The organism is Methylobacterium amylolyticum (genome assembly GCF_030700245.1).
Classification (GTDB): Bacteria; Pseudomonadota; Alphaproteobacteria; order Rhizobiales; family Beijerinckiaceae; genus Methylobacterium.
Map to the genome: position 1 here is coordinate 15,553 of NZ_JAUYZI010000043.1, position 17,005 is coordinate 32,557.

Annotated in this window: 11 protein-coding genes; 9 read left to right on the forward strand and 2 right to left on the reverse strand. The window is 74.9% G+C overall.

Annotation, left to right across the window (positions count from 1 at the left end):
- Window positions 1–65: 65 nt before the first annotated feature.
- The 8 genes from Q8W71_RS24570 to Q8W71_RS24605 all read left to right on the forward strand — a co-directional run bounded on the left by Q8W71_RS24570 (window position 66) and on the right by Q8W71_RS24605 (window position 13,714).
- Window positions 66–368, forward strand: a complete 303-nt coding sequence (locus Q8W71_RS24570; protein WP_305528043.1) for a helix-turn-helix domain-containing protein — start codon at window positions 66–68, stop codon at window positions 366–368.
- 159 nt (window positions 369–527) lie between these two features.
- Window positions 528–2,558 carry a protein meaA gene (locus tag Q8W71_RS24575; RefSeq protein ID WP_305528044.1) on the forward strand — a complete coding sequence of 677 codons (2,031 nt, stop codon included), beginning with the start codon at window positions 528–530 and terminating at the stop codon, window positions 2,556–2,558.
- A gap of 528 nt (window positions 2,559–3,086) precedes the next feature.
- On the forward strand, window positions 3,087–4,772 hold the full coding sequence (locus Q8W71_RS24580; RefSeq protein ID WP_305528045.1) for a methyl-accepting chemotaxis protein: 1,686 nt from the start codon (window positions 3,087–3,089) through the stop codon (window positions 4,770–4,772).
- An 88-nt stretch (window positions 4,773–4,860) separates the two neighbouring features.
- A complete protein-coding gene (locus Q8W71_RS24585) occupies window positions 4,861–10,206 on the forward strand; it encodes an alpha-2-macroglobulin family protein (protein ID WP_305528046.1) in 5,346 nt (1,781 codons plus the stop codon).
- Between the two features lie 16 nt (window positions 10,207–10,222).
- Window positions 10,223–11,695 carry a carbohydrate porin gene (locus Q8W71_RS24590; protein WP_305528069.1) on the forward strand — a complete coding sequence of 491 codons (1,473 nt, stop codon included), beginning with the start codon at window positions 10,223–10,225 and terminating at the stop codon, window positions 11,693–11,695.
- Between the two features lie 153 nt (window positions 11,696–11,848).
- Entirely contained in the window at window positions 11,849–12,970 is a 1,122-nt protein-coding gene (locus Q8W71_RS24595) for a mechanosensitive ion channel family protein (RefSeq protein WP_305528047.1), read from the forward strand.
- A 64-nt stretch (window positions 12,971–13,034) separates the two neighbouring features.
- Window positions 13,035–13,298: a FitA-like ribbon-helix-helix domain-containing protein gene (locus Q8W71_RS24600; RefSeq protein WP_305528070.1), complete on the forward strand. Its 264-nt coding sequence runs from the start codon at window positions 13,035–13,037 to the stop codon at window positions 13,296–13,298.
- Window positions 13,295–13,714, forward strand: coding sequence for a type II toxin-antitoxin system VapC family toxin (locus Q8W71_RS24605; RefSeq protein WP_305528048.1), 420 nt, complete (start codon window positions 13,295–13,297; stop codon window positions 13,712–13,714). Before Q8W71_RS24600 ends, Q8W71_RS24605 begins: the two co-directional genes overlap by 4 nt.
- A gap of 88 nt (window positions 13,715–13,802) precedes the next feature.
- Here the strand turns inward: Q8W71_RS24605 and Q8W71_RS24610 are convergent, their stop codons facing one another.
- Both Q8W71_RS24610 and Q8W71_RS24615 read right to left on the reverse strand, forming a co-directional pair.
- Window positions 13,803–14,747, reverse strand: coding sequence for an efflux RND transporter periplasmic adaptor subunit (locus tag Q8W71_RS24610; protein ID WP_305528049.1), 945 nt, complete (start codon window positions 14,745–14,747; stop codon window positions 13,803–13,805).
- Window positions 14,748–14,777: 30 nt separating this feature from the next.
- Window positions 14,778–16,487, reverse strand: coding sequence for an AsmA family protein (locus Q8W71_RS24615; RefSeq protein ID WP_305528050.1), 1,710 nt, complete (start codon window positions 16,485–16,487; stop codon window positions 14,778–14,780).
- Window positions 16,488–16,639: 152 nt separating this feature from the next.
- On the opposite strand from Q8W71_RS24615, the gene Q8W71_RS24620 reads away from it, so the two are divergent.
- Window positions 16,640–16,993, forward strand: a complete 354-nt coding sequence (locus Q8W71_RS24620) for a hypothetical protein (RefSeq protein ID WP_305528051.1) — start codon at window positions 16,640–16,642, stop codon at window positions 16,991–16,993.
- Window positions 16,994–17,005 lie beyond the last annotated feature (12 nt).

Below are 17,005 nucleotides of genomic sequence, written 5' to 3' on the forward strand. Positions count from 1 at the left end.
GGCACCTCAGGATGAGGTCAAGATATCGGACAGACGGGGTCAATGATCGCCGCGCAGGAGGTTCAATGACCAAGCTGACGGATCTGCACGCCGGATGGATGAAGGACGCGGCGTATCGCAGGGAATACGAGGCCCTCGAAGAGGAATTCTCCCTGGCACACGCGATGATCGCGGCCCGGTCTCGGGCCGGTCTCACGCAGGAGGAGCTGGCGGCACGGATGGAGACCTCGCAGAGCGCCATCGCCCGTCTGGAAGCCGGACGCTCGAAACCCTCGGCGCGGACGCTGGAGCGCTTCGCCAGGGCGACCGGCACGAGCCTGCGCATCAGCTTCCTGCCCGTCGCCTCGGACGCGTCCTCGCTCCGCTGACGGGGGCGGCCGCCCGGACCGTCTCAAATCCGATTTGCCGTCAACCCGGAATTTTCGTGCAGGCGCCCCCGGATGACGGGCCCGCCCGCCTCCGCTAGGGTGCGGGCCAAGGCCACGCCGCGTGCGGGGCGATAGGTCTGCACACGGGAGAGGGCGGGGATGGGCGCGAACGGCGTCACGGCGGAGGCCAAGCGCGACAAGCCGTGGATCATCCGCACCTACGCGGGCCACTCCACGGCGGCGGAGTCGAACAAGCTCTACCGCGGCAACCTCGCCAAGGGCCAGACCGGCCTGTCGGTGGCCTTCGATCTGCCGACCCAGACCGGCTACGACCCGGACCACGAGTTGTCCCGCGGCGAGGTCGGCAAGGTCGGCGTCTCGATCGCGCATCTCGGCGACATGCGGACCCTCTTCGAGGACATCCCGCTCGCCCAGATGAACACCTCGATGACGATCAACGCCACGGCGCCGTGGCTGCTCGCGCTCTACCTCGCGGTCGCCGAGGAGCAGGGCGCGCCGATCAGCGCGCTCCAGGGCACCACCCAGAACGACATCATCAAGGAGTACCTGTCGCGCGGGACCTACGTATTCCCGCCCGCGCCGTCGCTCAGGCTCACCAAGGACGTGATCCTGTTCACGACGCAGGCGGTTCCGAAGTGGAACCCGATGAACGTCTGCTCCTACCACCTGCAGGAGGCCGGGGCGACGCCGGTGCAGGAGCTGTCCTACGCGCTCGCCATCGCCATCGCCGTGCTCGACACGGTGCGCGAGGATCCGGAATTCGACGCGGCGAGCTTCCCCGAAGTGTTCGGGCGGATCTCGTTCTTCGTCAACGCCGGCCTGCGCTTCGTCACCGAGATCTGCAAGATGCGGGCGTTCTCGGAGCTGTGGGACGAGATCGCCCGGGAGCGCTACGGGATCGACGACCCGAAGAAGCGCATTTTTCGCTATGGGGTTCAAGTAAATAGTCTCGGACTTACTGAACAGCAGCCTGAAAATAATGTCCACCGCATCCTGATCGAGATGCTGGCGGTGACCCTGTCGAAGCGCGCCCGCGCCCGGGCGGTCCAGCTCCCGGCCTGGAACGAGGCGCTGGGCCTGCCCCGCCCCTGGGACCAGCAATGGTCGATGCGCATGCAGCAGATCCTCGCCTTCGAGACGGATCTCTTGGAATACGACGACATCTTCGACGGCAGCCGGGTGATCGAGGCCAAGGTCGAGGCGCTCAAGGCCGAGACGCGCGCGGAACTCGAGCGCATCGGCGGCATCGGCGGCGCGGTGGCCGCCGTCGAGACCGGGGCGCTCAAGCGGGCGCTCGTCGAGTCGAACGCCAAGCGCATCTCGGCGATCGAGGCGGGCGAGCAGATCGTCGTCGGCGTCAACAAGTGGCAGCAGGGCGAGCCCTCGCCGCTCACCGCCGGGGAGGGGGCGATCTTCTCCGTCTCCGAGACGGTGGAGATGGAGGCGGCCAACCGGATCCGGGCGTGGCGCGCGGAGCGCGACGACCGGGCGGCCGGCGCCGCCCTCGACGCGCTGGAGCAGGCCGCGCGCTCGGGCGCCAACATCATGCCGCCCTCGATCGAGGCGGCGAAGGCCGGCGTCACCACCGGCGAGTGGGGCAGCCGGCTGCGCGCCGTGTTCGGCGAGTACCGCGCGCCCACCGGCGTGACCGTCGAGACGGTCTCCTCCGGCGCGGCGGAGGAGGCGCGGCTGCTGATCGCCGATCTCGGCGAGCGGCTGGGCGAGACCCCGAAGCTCGTGGTCGGCAAGCCCGGCCTCGACGGCCACTCGAACGGCGCCGAGCAGATCGCGCTCCGAGCCCGCGACGTCGGCTTCGACGTGACCTACGACGGCATCCGCCAGACCCCGGCCGAGATCGTCGCCAAGGCGCGCGAGACCGGCGCCCACGTGGTCGGCCTGTCGATCCTGTCCGGCAGCCACGTGCCGCTGGTGCGCGAGGTGCGCGCGCAGATGCGCGAGGCCGGGCTCGACCACATCCCGGTGGTGGTCGGCGGCATCATCTCGCCGGAGGACGAGCTGGTCCTGAAGAACATGGGCGTGCGCGCGGTCTACACACCCAAGGACTACGCCATCGACGCGATCATGGTCGGCCTCGCCAAGGTGGTGGAGAAGGGCCTCGACCGCGGCGGGCCGCAGCCGGCCCGCGCGGAGGCGGCGCAGGTCTACTGAGTGTCGACCCACACGGCCGAGATCCGCTGGCGGCTGGCGGAGGGCGAGGACTTCCCCGCCGGCCGCTACGCCCGCGGCCACGCGATCACCTTCGACGGCGGGGTCCGCGTCCCGGCCTCCGCCTGGAGCTGCGGACGATCGCAACGCGCACGGTATACGGCACGGCGCGCCGAGGGGCGTTTCCGACCCTCCCCCTCATCCTGAGGTGCCCGCGTCAGCGGGCCTCGAAGGAGGGCTCCAGGGATCGCGCGGCTGGCTGGAGGGCTCCTTCGAGGGCGCCGCTGCGCGACGCCGCCTCAGGATGAGGGGGGTTGGTAGGAACGGCCGACGCAGACGCCGAACTGTCGTGTCCTGCGCGCAACGCGGTCGGAAACAGCCCTCGAATTCGGCGCGCCGAAGCGAAGCGCGCCGGACGGGCCCCATCGGCACAAGCGTGTAATCTTCCGATAAGCACCGCTGGGAATTGTATTAACCGCTCTGTGTCACGCCTCACCGGCCCGCGCGCTGCGGGCGTGGGAGGAACAGGGCGTGCGCAACGGGATGTCGATCGCGGCCAAGCTCGGCCTGTGCCTCGCGATGATGGTGGTCCTGATCGCGGCTTTGGGCGGCCTGTCGCTCGCGGGCCTGCGCGAGGTCAACACCACCGCCGCCTCGCTGCGCGACGCGCGCGTGCCGGCGACCGATTCGCTCGGGCGGATCGGCGTGCTCGTGATGCGCCTGCGCACCAACGGCATCCGCCTGATCACCGCCGCCGATCCCGCCCTGAAGGCCGAGGTCGTGGCGACGCTCGCCAAGCGCAGGACCCAGCTCGCCGAGCAGTTCGCCCGCTACGAGGCGCTGCCGCTGTCCCCGGCGGAACGCGAGACCTACGGCGCGCTCCGCCGCCACCTCGCCGCCTACGAGGAGTTGCAGACGCAGGCGGCGGCGCGGGCGGCCGCGGGCGACGCGGCCGGCGCGCAGCAGATGTACAACACCGTGATGTCGACCGGCATCAACGCCGTCACCGCCGAGTGGGACCGGCTGATCGACATGAACGCGGCCGCCACCGCCGCGAGCGGGGCCGAGATCGCGGCGGTCTACGACGCCGCCAACGGGCGCACGCTGGCCCTCGGCGGCCTCGCGCTGCTGATCGCGCTGGGCGCCGCCCTCTACATGCAGCGCGGCGTCGGGCGGCCGCTGCGGGCTATGACCGCGGCGATGCAGCGCCTCGCCGCCGGCGACACCGCCGCCGCGATCCCCGGCACCGACCGGAGCGACGAGATCGGCGCCATGGCCGCCAGCGTCGCGGTGTTCCGCGAGGGCCTGACCCGCGCCCGCGGCCTGGAGGAGGAGGCCGCGCTGGCCCGCGCCGGCGCCGAGGCCCAGCGCCGGGCGGCGATGCGCGACATGGCGGGCGCCTTCGAGAGCGCGGTCGGCGGGATCGTCGGCGGGGTGTCCTCGGCGGCCACCGAGCTGGAGGCCACGGCCCGCGGCCTGTCCGGCAGCGCCGCCGACGCCGCCGGGCGCACCGGCGCCGTCTCGGTCGCGGTCGAGGAGGCGGCGACCAATGTCGGCACGGTGGCGGCGGCGGCCGAGCAACTCGGCGCCTCGGTCCAGGAGATCGGCCGGCAGGTCGACGCCTCGGCGGGCCTCGCGCGGGAGGCGGTGGCCCAGGCCGGCGAGACCGCGACCCTGGTGGGGGATCTCAGCGCCGCGGCGGCCCGGGTTGGCGACGTCGTGGCGCTGATCTCCGGCATCGCCGCGCAGACCAACCTGCTCGCGCTCAACGCCACGATCGAGGCGGCCCGGGCCGGCGAGGCGGGCCGCGGCTTCGCGGTGGTCGCCGCCGAGGTCAAGGCGCTCGCCGGCCAGACCGCCCGGGCGACCGAGGAGATCTCGGGGCAGATCGCCCGGATCCAGTCGGCGACCGGGCAGGCGGTCGGCGCCATCGACGGGATCGGCGGGCGCATCCGCGAGATCAGCGCGGTCGCGACCTCGATCGCCGCGGCGGTGGAGCAGCAGGGCGCGGCGACCCAGGAGATCGTGCGCAACGTCGCCGAGGCGGCGGCCGGCACCGGCGCGGTCACCGGCAGCATCGGCGCGCTGGCCGGGGCGGCCGAGGAGACCGGCGCGGCGGCGAGCCAGGTGCTGGCGGCGGCCTCCGAGATGGCGCGCCAGTCCGAGCACCTCACCGCGGAGGTCGGCCGGTTCCTCGACACCGTGCGGGCGGCCTGAGACGGCTCGCCCCGGCGCCGGAATCGGTTAAGCTCCGCCCTCGCCGCGAATCGCCCCGCCTCCGCGGGGCTCCGGGAGGGCAGGGCCGATGCGCTGGTTCGGGACGGTCGCGGGCGGCCTCGCCGCCCTGAGCCTGACGCTCGCCGGGGCCGCGGCGCAGACGCCCGCGGCCCAGACACCGACGATCCAGACACCGACAGCCCAGACACCGGCGAGCCAGACGCCCGCGTCCCGCGCCCCGGCGCGGCCCGCCGCCGCTGCCCCGGTCCAGAAGACCTTCCTGCGGCCGGCGCTGGCGAGCGACGCGGTGCGGCTCGAAGCCGCCCTCAAGGGCGAGGCCGGGGGCCCGCTGAAGCCCGCGGCGCAGTCCCGCCGCGACGGCGAGGCGCTGCTCGCGGCCGACAAGCCGGCCGAGGCGCTGACGCCGCTCACGGCCGCGGTCGCCGCCGACCCCGCCGATCCCCGCAACTGGCAGGCCTACGCCCGGGCGGCCCAGGCCGCCGCGGGGGAGACGGAGGAGCGGGACTACCAGGGCCGCGCCCGCCTGCGCGGCCGGGCGCTGGCGGCGGCCTACCGCGCCTACGAGCGGTCCCGCTCCGCCGCCGACGCCGCGGCCTCGCTGGCGCTGCTCGGCGAGACCCAGGCCGAGCAGGAAGAGTGGCGGCCGGCGCTCGACGCCTACGCGGCGAGCCTCGCGCTCGCCGACGCGGGCGCCGTGCGCGAGGCCTACGAGACCCTGCGCGCCGAGCACGGCTTCCGCATCCTCGACTACAAGGTCGATTCCGACGCGGCCGCCCCGCGCCTGTGCTTCACCTTCTCGGAGGCGGTGGCGCCGAAGGCCGACTTCGCGCCCTACCTCGCGGTCGCCGGCAGCGCCGGGGCGGCGGTGACGGGGGAGGGCAATCAGGTCTGCGTCGACGGGCTCAAGCACGGCAGCCGCTACGCGGTGGTGGTGCGCCCGGGCCTGCCCTCGGCCGTGGGCGAGAGCCTGCTCAAGGCCGCCGACTACGAGGTCTACGTGCGCGACCGCGCCCCGCAGGTGCGGTTCACCGGCCGCAACTACGTCCTGCCCCGCACCGGACAGGCCGGCGTGCCCCTGGTCTCGGTGAACGCGCCCAAGCTCGACGTCGAGGTGCTGCGCATCGGCGACCGCGGCCTGCTGCCGACGCTGCGCTCGGAGGACTTCCTCAGCCAGCTCAGCGGGTCCACGGCCCGCTCGCTCGCCGCCGAGAAGGGCGTGCGCGTCTGGAAGGGCACGCTCGACACCGCCAAGGCCGAGCTGAACCAGGAGGCGGTGACCGCCTTTCCCGTCCTCCAGGCGGTCGGCCGGCTGGAGCCCGGCATCTACGTGATGCTGGCGCAGGCCTCCGGCACGGCACCCGCCTCCGACGAGGACGGCGGCTACGAGCAGCAGGCGACCCAGTGGTTCGTGGTCTCCGACCTCGGGCTGACCGCCACCAAGGGCCGGGACGGGGTGCACGTGTTCCTGCGCTCGCTCAGCTCTGCGGCGGTCACGCCCGGCGCCGAGATCCGCCTGATCGCCCGCAACAACGAGGTGCTGGCGGCGAAGAAGACCGACGCGCAGGGCCACGCGGCCTTCGATCCGGGGCTTGCCCGGGGGGAGGGCGGGGCGGCCCCGAGCCTCGTCGTGGCGCAGTCGGGCGACGATTACGGCTTCCTCGACCTCGCGCTCGGCGCCTTCGACCTGACCGACCGCGGCGTGAAGGGCCGCCCCGAGACCGGCGGCCTCGACGCCTACGTGTTCACCGAGCGCGGAGTCTACCGCTCCGGCGAGACGGTCCAGATCACCGCCCTGCTGCGCGATCCCCGCGGCACCGCGGTGCCGGGGTTGCCGCTGACCCTCGTGGTCAAGCGCCCGGACGGGGTCGAGTACCGCCGCGTCTCGGTGCCGGACGGCGGCCTCGGCGGGCGGGCGCTGCCGCTCGCGCTCCTGTCGGGGGCGATGCACGGCACGTGGCGGATCGCCGCCTACACCGATCCGAAGGCGCCCGCGGTCGGCGAGACCAGCTTCCTCCTGGAAGACTACGTCCCCGAGCGGCTGGAGGTGACCCTCAAGCCCGCGCAGGCGGCCCTGCGTAAGGGCGAGCCGGCGGGCGTCGCGGTCGCTGCGCGCTACCTCTACGGCGCGCCGGGCGCCGGGCTCGACGTGTCGGGCAGCGTCACGGTCGCGCCGGCCAAGGCCAGCGGCGTGCCGGGCCTGGAGGGCTTCTCGGTCGGCCTCGACGACGAGCAGATCGAGCCGACCACCCAGGAACTCGCCTCGCACGCCACCACCGACGCGCAGGGCGCGGCGACCGTGTCCGTTCCGATCCCCGAGGTCGCGGCCCCGCGGCCGATGGAGGCGAAGATCACCCTCGCGGTCGGCGAGCCCGGCGGGCGGGCGCTGTCGCGCAGCCTCACCCTGCCGATCCTGCCCGCCGCGCCGGTGCTGGCGGTGCGCAAGACCTTCGGCGAGCTGAAGGAGGGCGGCATCGCCGGGTTCGAGCTGGTGCTCGCCGCCCCCGACGGGCGGCGGCTGGCGAAGCCCGGCGTCACCTGGAGCCTGTCGCGGGTCGAGCGCAGCTACCAGTGGTATCGGGCCGACGGGCGCTGGTCGTTCGAGCCGGTGAAGACCGCCCGGCGCGTGGCGGGCGGGACGGTCGACCTCGCGGCCGAGGCACCCAGGAAGATCGAGGCGCCGGTCGGGCTCGGGCATTACCGGCTCGACGTGTCGGCGCCCGGCGCGCCGGAGGCCGCCGCGAGCCTCGGCTTCGACGTGGGCTGGGGCGGCTCGGAGACGGCGCAGGCGCCCGACCTCCTCGACCTCACCCTCGACAAGGCGGCCTACGCGGCCGGCGACACGCTGCGGGCCCAGATCAACCCGGGCTTCAAGGGGCAGGCGAGCGTGCTGGTGGTCGGCGACCGGGTGCACGAGACCGTGGAGGTCGCTGTGCCCGAGGGCGGCACCACGGTGAGCCTGCCGGTCAAGGCCGAGTGGGGCACGGGGGCCTACCTCGTGGCCACCGCCTACCGCCCCCTCGATCAGGCGGCCAAGCGCCTGCCGGGCCGGGCGCTGGGGCTCGCGTGGTTCTCGGTCGACCGCCCGGCCCGCAGCCTCTCCGTCACGGTCGACGCGCCGGAGAAGACCCGTCCGCGCCAGGACCTGACCCTGCCGGTGCGGGTGGCCGGGCTGAAGCCCGGCGAGGAGGCGCGGATCGTGGTCGCGCTGGTCGATGTCGGCATCCTCAACCTCACCCGCTACGAGGCGCCGGACCCGACCCGGTACTTCCTCGGCCAGAAGGCGCTCGGGCCGGAGCTGCGCGACCTCTACGGCTACCTGATCGACGGCATGCAGGGCACGGTCGGCGCCATCCGCTCCGGCGGCGACGCGGGCAGCGGGGAACTCGCCGACGCGCCGCCGACCCAGGCGCCGCTGGCGCTCTACTCCGGTATCGTCGCGGTGGCGGCGGACGGGACCGCGCGGGTCACGTTCCCGCTCCCGGCCTTCAACGGCACCGGCCGGGTGATGGTCACCGCCTGGACCGGCGGGCGGGTGGGGCAGGCGCAGGCCGACGTGATCATCCGCGACCCCGTGGTGCTCACCGCCACGACGCCCCGCTTCCTCGATATCGGCGACCGCTCGCGGCTGTTCGTGGCGCTCGACAACGTCGAGGGCCCGGCGGGCGACTACGCCCTCGACCTCGACCCCGCCGGCCCGGTCGTGGTCGGCGCCGACGCCCTGCACCGGAGCGTCCGGCTGGAGGCCGGGGACAGGGCGCAGGTCGCGATCCCGCTGACCGCCGCGGGACCGGGCACCGCCCGGCTCGACCTCGCGCTCACCGGCCCCGGCCTGACCGGCAGCCTCGGCCAGAGCTTCTCCCTCGGCATCGCGCCGGGCACGGGGGCGCTGCTGCGCCGCTCGGTCCGCACGCTGGCGCCGGGCGAGAGCCTTCAGATCGGCGCCGACCTCCTCGCCGACGTGATCCCGGGGACCGGCAGCGTCTCGGTCTCGGCCTCGGCGCTGCCCGGGCTCGACGTGCCGGCGCTGCTGCGGGCGCTCGACCGCTACCCCTACGGCTGCTCCGAGCAGATCGTCAGCCGGGCGATGCCGCTCCTCTACGTCAACCGGCTGGCGGCGCTGGACCGGCTCGCCCTCGACGCCGACGCGGACGGGCGGGTGCGCGAGGCGATCGAGCGGCTGCTCGGGCGCCAGGATTCGAGCGGCGATTTCGGCCTGTGGTCGGCGCAGGGGGCGAACGACCTGTGGCTCTCGGCCTACGTCACCGACTTCCTGACCCGCGCCCGCGAGCGCGGCTTCGCGGTGCCCCAGACCGCCTTCGCGCAGGCGCTGGACCGGATGCGCAACGCGGTCGCCAACACCACGGAGGTGCGCGACGGCGGCGCCGACCTCGCCTACGCGGCCTACGTGCTCGCCCGCAACGGCCGCCCGGTGATGGGCGACCTGCGCTACCTCGCCGACACCAAGCTCGCCGAGTTCCGCACGGCGCTCGGCCGGGCGCAGATCGCCGCCGCCCTGGCGCTGCTCGGCGACCGGGGGCGGGCGGCCCGCACCATGGACTCCGCGGTGTCGGCCCTGCGCACCGAGCGGGACGGCGGCGGCTACCGGGCCGATTACGGCTCGCGCCTGCGCGACGGCGCCGGGCTGATCACGCTGGCCGCCGAGACCGGGCTGGCGCAGGGGGCGCTCGCCCCCTCCGCCGCGGTGATCGGCGAGGAGCGCGGCGACACCCGCCCGACCAGCACCCAGGAGAACGCGTGGCTGGTGCTCGCCGCGCAATCCCTGTCGAAGGAGGCGGCGGGCCTGTCGTTCAGCCTCGACGGGGCCACCCAGGCCGGGCCGCTCGCCCGGGTCTACCGCGCGGCCGACCTCGCGGGGGGCGCGCGCAGCCTCGTCAACACCGGCCGCGAGCCGGTGCAGGTGGCGCTCGGCATCGACGGCAACCCGCTGACGCCCGAGCCCGCCGAGTCCCGGGGCTACACGGTGGCGCGCAGCCTTCACCGGCTCGACGGCAGCGCGGTCGATCCGCGGGCGATCCGCCAGAACGACCGCCTCGTGGTGGTGCTGAAGGTGACCGAGGCCAAGGCCGCGGCCGCGCGCCTGCTCCTCGTCGACCGCCTGCCCGCCGGGCTGGAGATCGACAACCCGCGGCTGCTCGACGCCGACGCGCTCCAGGGCCTCAGCTTCGCCAAGTCGGACGTGCAGCCGGTCCACACCGAGTTCCGCGACGACCGGTTCGTGGCGGCCTACGAGCGCACCCCCGACCAGCCGGCCTTCCTCACCGTCGCCTACGTGGTGCGGGCGGTCTCGCCGGGGACCTACGTGCACCCCGCCGCCAGCGTCGAGGACATGTACCGGCCGGCCCGCTTCGGGCGGACGGGCTTCGGCACGGTGGAGATCGGGGCGGCCCGGTGACCGCGCGGGCATGAGGATGGCGGCCGCGCACGGGGCGCCGGGGATGCGCGCGGCGGCGGCGGCCGTGTGGGCGCTCGCCGCGACGGCGGCGGCGGCGCAAGGAAGCCGGCCGGTCTACGAGGGCGCGGGCAACGATCCCCGCGTCTCGGTCGCGCAGCCGGAATCGACCAGCCAGTCGTCGGGCGGCTACATGCGCTCGATCGCGCCCGCGCTCGGACCGATCGGCGACCCGCTCGGGCTGCGGCCCACGCTGAAGGCGCGCGGGATCGAGTACGGCCTCTCCTATTTCCTCGACATCCTCGGCAACCCGCGCGGGGGCGTGCGCCGCGGCGCGATCGTCGAGGACCGGCTGAACCTGCGGCTCAACCTCGACCTGGAGCGGCTGGCGGGCTGGGAGGGCGCCACCGCCCACGCCAACGCCTACTTCATCCACGGCACCGGCCTGTCGCGCTACTACGTCGGCAACCTGCTCACCACCAGCGTGATCGAGGCGCTCCCGTCCTCGCGCCTCTACGTGCTGTGGCTCGACCAGCAACTGTTCGACAACACGCTCGGCGTGCGGATCGGCCAGCAGGGGGCCGACACCGAGTTCTTCGTCAGCCAGACCGCCACCCTGTTCGTGAACTCGACCTTCGGCTGGCCCGCCATCACCGGGCTCGACCTGCCGAGCGGCGGCCCGGCCTACCCGCTGGCGACGCCGGCGATCCGGGCCAAGTACGTGCCGGGCAACGGCTTCTCGCTCCAGGTCGGGCTCTACGACGGCGATCCCGCCGGCGCCAACCGGCCCGGCAACACCGTCGACCCGCAGCGGCTCGATCCGGCGGGCACCGCCTTCCGGCTGCGCGATCCGGCCCTGCTGATCGCCGAGGCGACCTACGCCTACAACACCCGACCCGGATCGGCGGGGCTGCCGGGCGACATCACCATCGGCGGCTGGCGGCATGCCGGCCGGTTCGCGAGCCTGCGCACCGACATCACCGGCCTGCCGCTCGCCGACCCGAACGCGGCGGGCTTCGGCCGGCGCCTGCGCGGCAATGCCGGGATCTACGCGATCTACGACCAGACCCTCTACCAGGAGCCCGGCAAGGACGACGAGGGGCTCGGCTTCTTCGTGCGCGCCGCCTACTCGCCGAGCCGCTCCAGCCTGATCGACGCCTACCTGGACGCGGGCCTCGCCTACCGGGGCCTGATCCCCGGCCGCGACGCCGACACGGTGGGGGTGAGCGTCGCCTACGCCCGGATCGGCGGCGACGCCCGCGGCGCCGACGACGACACGATCCGGTTCACCGGGCGGCCGATGCCGCGGCGGCGGGCGGAGAGCGTGATCGAGGTCACCTATCAGGCGGTCGTGGCGCCGGGCTTCACGGTCCAGCCCGACGTGCAGCTCGTCCTGCATCCCGGCGGCGGCATCGCCGATCCGCGCGACCCGAATGCCGGGCGCGTCAAGAACGCGCTCGTCCTCGGGATCCGCGCGGCGGTGCATTACTGAGCCCCGGCCAACAGGCCCCGACGTCGGCACCGCAGTCGACACCGCATTGCAGCACGAACATGGTGCATTGCGGAACCCGCGCCGACGCCATGGCTTCTCCCAGGTCGCACCGACGCGCCTCACCGCGCCTCAACGCCCTGGAGACGGAGCCCGATGTCGAACATCGACGCCCTCGCCCGCGCCGCGGCCGCCTGGCTCGCGTGGCTGCCGTGGTGGGTCGAGAGCCTGCTGCTGGTCGGCGGCTGCTGCGCCGTGATCTGGCCCGTGCACGGGATCGCCTTCCGCACCCTGAAGCGGGCAGTGGCGGACCGCAGCCTGTTCTGGCGCTCGCTGGTGGCGCGGACCCGCGGGCCGAGCCGGCTGGCGCTGCTGATCGTGGCGATCAGCGCCGCCTCGGCCACCGCGCCCCTGACCTGGGAGGTGCGGATCGTCCTCAACCAGATCCTGCTCGTCGCCTTCGTCACCCTGGTCGGCTGGTGCTGCGCCACGGCGCTGCACATCGCCACGGTGATCTACCTGCGCCGGTTCAAGCTCGACGCGGAGGACAACCTGCTGGCGCGCAAGCACTTCACGCAGGTGCGCATCCTGGAGCGCGCCGCGGTGACGCTGGTGGCGCTGCTGACGGTCTCGGTCGCGCTGATGACCTTCGAGCCGGTGCGCCAGTACGGCGTCAGCCTGCTCGCCTCGGCGGGCGCCGCCGGGCTGATCCTCGGCCTCGCAATGCAGCCGGTCCTGTCGAACCTCGTGGCCGGCATCCAGATCGCCATCACCCAGCCGATCCGGATCGAGGACGCGATCATCGTCGAGAACGAGTGGGGCTGGGTGGAGGAGATCACCGCCACCTACGTGGTGGTGCGCCTCTGGGACTGGCGCCGCCTCGTGCTGCCGCTGACCTACTTCATCCAGAAGCCGTTCCAGAACTGGACCCGGGACGGCGCCTCGCTGATCGGCAGCGTATTCCTCTACCTCGACCACCGCGCGCCGGTGGCGCGGATGCGGGAGCGGCTCGCCGAGATCGCCGCCGCCCAGCCCCTGTGGGACGGCAACGTCGTCAACCTCCAGGTCTCGGACGCGAAGGAGACGGTCATCGAGGTGCGGATGCTGGTCAGCGCCCGCAACGCCCCCCAGGCCTGGGACCTGCGCTGCGCGGTGCGCGAGGCGATGATCGCGTGGCTCCAGGCGGAGCACCCGGAGGCGCTGCCGCGCCAGCGCGCCGAGTGGAGCGAGGCCGTGCCGCGCCGGGACGCGCTGCGGGGGGAGCGGATCGCCGCGTGAGTCCGGCTTCTGCGCCGTCTCGCGCATTGCCAGCGCCCGCACCACCGCTCAGAATGGCGTGACGATGCCCAAAAGCCGGACGGATACGATCGTTCTGCGAGAACTCGACGCCCGGGTGGCGGATCGGCTGCGCACGCGTGCCGCCAGCAATCGCCGATCGGTCGAAGCCGAGGCCAGCGCGATCCTGACGGACGCGCTCGCGCCCTCCGCGGCGGCGCCGCAGAACCTCGCCGATGCGATCCGCCGACGTTTCGCTCCCTTGGGCGGGGTCGATCTCGAACCGCATCCGCCGGTGACAGTCAGCCCGGCTCCCCGGTTCGGCGGGTGATCGTTCTGGACACCAATGTCGTGTCGGAACTGATGCGGCCTGACCCGGATGCGGGCGTCGTCGCCTGGATCGCAGCTCAGCCACGAGACTCGCTCTACACCACGAGCGTCACGCGGGCGGAGATCCTCTACGGGATCGCCGTGCTGCCGGCTGGCCGCCGACGCGACAGGTTGGCCGCCCTCGTCGATGCGATGTTCGCCGAGGATTTCGCGGGTCGGGTCCTCCCGTTCGACGCCGCCGCGGCGCCCCACTACGCGCGGATCGTCAGCGGGCGGCGCAGCGCCGGCGCCCCGATCGACGGCTTCGACGCGTTGATCGCGGCGATCACGCGCATGGCGGGGGCCGACATCGCCACACGCGATGCCGGAGGCTTTGCCGATTGCGGGCTGACGATCATCGATCCATGGCAGGCCTGACGGAAGACACTAAGCCTGACAGGAGATCTTCGGGTGCCCGCGTGCCTCGCGTCGTTCGGACCCGATCGATGCCGCGGTCACCCGGCTCCTACCGGGCCGCCCCCGCCTGGATCGGCTCGACGAGGTCGCCCTCGCGCACGAACGGGCCGGCGCGGACCACCACGAGGTCGGCCTCGGACAGGCCGGACAGGATCTCGGCGTCGGTGCCGTCGAGCAGGCCGACCGAGACCTGCCGGGTCTCGATCCGGTCGCCGGCGACCACCTGCACGATCGTCCCGTCCGGCTCGTACTGCACGGCGGAGTAGGAGACGCCGACGCCGCAGCGCCGCCCGACGGTGACGACCCCGCGCGCGAACGTGCCGGTCCGCAGGTCCGGGTTGGCGCCGAGCCCGATCCGCAGCCGCCCGACCTGCGCGGCCGGCTCCGCGGCGGGGTCGATCCGGCGCACCCGGCCCTGGATCTCGGCGCCGCCGAGCGCGCGCACGGTCACCGGCTGGTCGAGACGGATCCGGCCGAGATCGGCGAGCGGCGCCTCCGCGACGAGGTCGAGCTCTCCGCCCGCGATGAGCTGGAACATCGGCCCCTGCCGCGGCGAGACCGGCTGGCCGACCGTGCCCTGGCTGCGGAGCACGACGCCGGCCACCGGCGCGCGCACGGTCACCGCGGCCGACTCGGGCCCGTCCGCCGGCACCAGCCGGGCGAGCGCCTGCCCGGCCGTGACGATGTCGAGGGGCCGGGCCAGGATCTGCGCCGCCTTCAGCCCCTCCCGCTCGGCCCCGACATCGACCTGCTGGTGCGGCGCCAGGGTGCCGGTCACCTCCACCCGGTCGGTGAAGCACTGCGCCCGGGCCGGGCTGACGCTGACCGACAGCGCGGCGCGCCGCGGCGCGTCCGCCGCGGCCGACCGCGGTGCGGCCCCGATCGCGGGCACGGCCGCGACCCAGGCGGCGGCCAGGAGCGCCGCCCCCCGGCCGCGCGCGCGCCCGCGCGCCGGGCGGAGCGGGCCGGGGATCCGGGAGCGTCGGAGGGGCATCGTCGCGCTAAGCCTCGTCGGGAATGGGGGTCACGGCCGGCGCCGGGCGGGGGGCCGGTCCTGACGGGGGATCAGCGCGTCGAGGAAGCCGCCCAGGCCCTCGCCGGGATCGCCGCCCGGGGTGCCGCGCATCAGGGTCTCGCCGAGATTGCGCAACCCCTCCAGCGCGCCCATCGGATCCTCGGCGAGCCCCGCGACGTCGGCGGTGACGGACGGCCCGTCCCAGGGGCCGGAGACCTGGATCGGCACGTTGAGGCGCCCGCCCGCCGTCACCCGGATCGGCTTGAACCGGAGATCGAGGGTGCGGGCGACGAGGTCGAGGGTGCCGGCGCCCTCGGCCTCGATCAGCCCGGTCTTGAGGGTCAGGTCCCGCGTGGTCGCCCGGCCCTCGCCGAGGGTGAAGCGGCCCCCGAGCCGGTCGAGGCGGGTGGCGAGGCTGCCGCCGACGCCGGTGAGCCCCGCCGCCCGGGCGAGGTCGAGCCCGTCGATCCGCCCGTCGACCGCGGCGATCTCGGCCTGCCCGGCCGCGCTGCGCACCAGATCGCGCGGGGTGAGGCCGCGCGCCTGCACGTCGAGGCGGGCCGTGCCGGTCCCGTCGAGGCCCGACACGCCGGCCACGTCCCGCAGCAGCGGCAGCACGCGCACCCCCGACAGCGACAGGCCGATCTGGTGGCGCCCGGTCCGCCCCTCCGGCTCCAGCACGTAGCGGCCCCGGGCGGACCCGCCGTAGAGCGCGGCCGTGTCGAGGGCGGCGTCCAGCCGGCCGTCCCGCACCCGGGCCGTGAGCGCGACCGCCGTGGCCTGGACCGGCCCGAGCGCGAGGCGCTGGACCGCGACGCGGGCCTGACCGTCGAAGCCGGCGAGCCACGCGGGATCCGGCACGAGGTCGGTCCGGACCGGCACGGTGAGCCCGGCGCCCGGGTCGGCGGGGGCCTCGGCGCCCGCCTCGGTCAGCGCCAGCGCGTCGAGGCGCAGGTCCAGGGCGAGGCTCGGCCGCCCGCCCGCGGCCGCCGCGGCGAGGGTGCCCGAGAACGGGGCCCGGTCGATCGTCCCGGCGATCCGGTCGAGCCGCAGGTCGGCGCCGTCGCGCCGGACGGTCGCGGTGGCGGCGATCCGCGGGCCGCCGGCCGGCGCCAGGGTCAGGGCGAGTGGCCGCGCCGCGCCGCCGGGGGCGGCTTCGAGGTCGAGGACGGCGCCGCGCTCGGGCAGCGCGACGCGGATCGACGGCTCGCCGCCGGAAGGGCCGGGGGCGATGTCGAGGTCGAACTCGGCCTCGGCGGCCGCGAGCGCCAGCGTCCGGCCGTCGCCGGTCGGGGCGGCGTCGGCGCCGCGCACGATGGCCCGCAGGGCCGTGAGGGCGGGTCCGCCCGATCCCGCGGGTGCGGCTTCCCCCGGGCGGGCCGCCGGCAGGGTCATCGGCACCGTGAGGCTCGCGGCCTCGACCCGCACCTGCACCGTCCCCGCGCCGCCGAGCAGCAGGCCCGCGGATCCGGTCGCCCGGGCGCGCGCGAGGCGGCCGGACAGGCCGTCGCCCATCACCGTCACGTCGGCCAGGACGAGGCCGGGGCTCGCGTCGAGTTCGAGGCGGCCGATGCGCCAGCGCAGGCCGGTCTCCCGCGCGAGCCGCGCCTCGATCCGGTCGCGGGCGTGCCCGGCGAGCAGCGGCCACGCGAGGGCGACGCCGACGGCCGCCAGGGCGAGGAGTCCGACGAGGCCGATCAGGAGGGCGCGGAGGCGCATCGGGTGGCGATCATCAGTCCTGAAGCCGGGGCCGCGGCGCGAATGCGGTGTTCCCGCACCGATGCAGGCCGTTAGACGCTGGCTGTGCTTGGCCGTCAAGCGGAGGGCGGGCCCGCATTGACCCGCACGGCGCGGGCCGCCAACAGGGGCCGATGCGCACCCTGCTCCGCCTCGCGGTCTGGACCCTCCTCGCGGCCCTGATGTTCGTCACGCTGGCGCCGATCGGCCTGCGGCCGGAGGTCGGGCCGGCGAACCTGGAGCGGGTGCTGGCCTATGGCGGGTTCGGGCTGCTCGCCACCCTGGCCTACCCGCGCCAGCGCCTGGCCGTGCTCCTGGCCGTGGTGGCGGCCGCCGCGCTGCTGGAATACGGCCAGGTGCTCACCGCGACCCGGCACGGCCGGCCGACCGATTTCCTCGTGAAGGCCGGCGGCGGCGCCGCCGGCTGGCTCGCGGCCCAGGCCGTGCTGCTCGTGACCGAGCGGGGCGCGTCCGGCGACCGCCGCTGACCGCGTATCCCC

Excerpts from the sequence above, each read along its gene's own strand:
- Q8W71_RS24570 (WP_305528043.1), top strand. The coding sequence starts at position 66 with ATGACCAAGCTGACGGATCTGCACGCCGGATGGATGAAGGACGCGGCG.
- Q8W71_RS24575 (WP_305528044.1), top strand. The coding sequence starts at position 528 with ATGGGCGCGAACGGCGTCACGGCGGAGGCCAAGCGCGACAAGCCGTGG.
- Q8W71_RS24585 (WP_305528046.1), top strand. The coding sequence starts at position 4,861 with ATGCGCTGGTTCGGGACGGTCGCGGGCGGCCTCGCCGCCCTGAGCCTG.
- Q8W71_RS24590 (WP_305528069.1), top strand. The coding sequence starts at position 10,223 with ATGGCGGCCGCGCACGGGGCGCCGGGGATGCGCGCGGCGGCGGCGGCC.
- Q8W71_RS24595 (WP_305528047.1), top strand. The coding sequence starts at position 11,849 with ATGTCGAACATCGACGCCCTCGCCCGCGCCGCGGCCGCCTGGCTCGCG.
- Q8W71_RS24600 (WP_305528070.1), top strand. The coding sequence starts at position 13,035 with ATGCCCAAAAGCCGGACGGATACGATCGTTCTGCGAGAACTCGACGCC.
- Q8W71_RS24610 (WP_305528049.1), bottom strand. The coding sequence starts at position 14,747 with ATGCCCCTCCGACGCTCCCGGATCCCCGGCCCGCTCCGCCCGGCGCGC.
- Q8W71_RS24615 (WP_305528050.1), bottom strand. The coding sequence starts at position 16,487 with ATGCGCCTCCGCGCCCTCCTGATCGGCCTCGTCGGACTCCTCGCCCTG.
- Q8W71_RS24620 (WP_305528051.1), top strand. The coding sequence starts at position 16,640 with ATGCGCACCCTGCTCCGCCTCGCGGTCTGGACCCTCCTCGCGGCCCTG.